Source organism: Armatimonas sp., assembly GCF_031410135.1.
GTDB lineage: Bacteria > Armatimonadota > Armatimonadia > Armatimonadales > Armatimonadaceae > Armatimonas.
The window spans coordinates 1-1067 of record NZ_JANNYP010000458.1 but is presented as its reverse complement, the minus strand read 5'-3'; the positions used below and the strand labels follow the sequence as shown (position 1 = coordinate 1067).

Sequence of the window (1067 nt, the reverse complement as noted above, 5' to 3'; positions counted from 1 at the left end):
CTCTCATCCCAGGTGGCGGGGTAGCGCACGTTAAACGTCATGGAGAGCGTGCCATCCAGCACGTTCACGATCCCGACATTACAAGTGAGTGCCCCCGTGATCGCGTCTTTTCCCGCAATCCCAATCCCCGAACCGTCGCAGGCGCAGCGCTCGACTAGCTCGGAGAGCCAGGGCTCGGGAAACAGCTCAAAGAGTGCCTCGGCGAGCTTCTTGGCGGCGTTGATACCCTTTTGGGGCGAGGCTCCGTGGCTGGCCTTGCCCTTGGCCCAGATGCGTAGCGCTTTATCGCCCTCATCAGTCACTTTAAAGCTACGGCGGCGCTTGAGGGTCTTGGCGATGTAGGCCAGGCGATCCGGCGAGCCAATCAGCACGACTTCGGCCTCGTCGGGCACCATGTTGGGGCGCAGGCCAGAGCTAAAGACGGCAACCAGTGACTCCCCGATGGGCTTGGTGGCCGTGAGGGTGAAGCTGCCCTTCTCAGCATAGTAGAGCGGAAAGCCTGCGTCCGGGGTAAAAGCTAGATCGGGCTTGGGCTGCTTTGCGACATCAAAGTAGTGGCGCATGCACTCCCAGCCGGACTCTTCGTCACAGCCGAAGATCAAGCGAATCTTGCGTGTGAGTGGTAAGCCAGAGTCCAGAACGGCCTTCGCGCCAAAAAGCGCCGCGTAGGTGGGGCCTTTGTCATCGGACGCACCCCGTGCATAGAGCCAGTCACCGTCAATCTCCGCGCCCCACGGCTCGCGCGTCCAGCCGGAGCCCAGCGGCACGACGTCGAGGTGCCCGAGCATGGCGACGATCTCCGGGGCGTCTTCCGGGCCGAACTCCGCGTGGCCCGCGTAGCCGCCGAAGTTCTCCGTTCGCATCCCCATTGAGGCGCAGAGAGCAAGCGTGTGCTCCAGCGCATCGGCGCAGGGCTTTCCAAACGGGGCGTTTGGCCCGACGGTCTCGGGCTCATTGACTGAGGGAATCCGCAGAACGGCCTGCGTCTCAGCGATAATTTCGTCTTTGTGGGCCTCTACCCACGCTTCAAAAGTGGTATGCATAGCAGTATTGTACCCCCCTCCCTT

The 1067-nt window shown here is 62.1% G+C and carries 1 protein-coding gene; it reads right to left on the bottom strand.

Features of this window, described 5'->3' with window-relative positions:
- Nucleotides 1–1043, bottom strand: a 1043-nt coding sequence (locus RMO15_RS16975) for a Sapep family Mn(2+)-dependent dipeptidase (protein WP_309714634.1), incomplete at its 3' end; no start/stop codon positions are given.
- Nucleotides 1044–1067 lie beyond the last annotated feature (24 nt).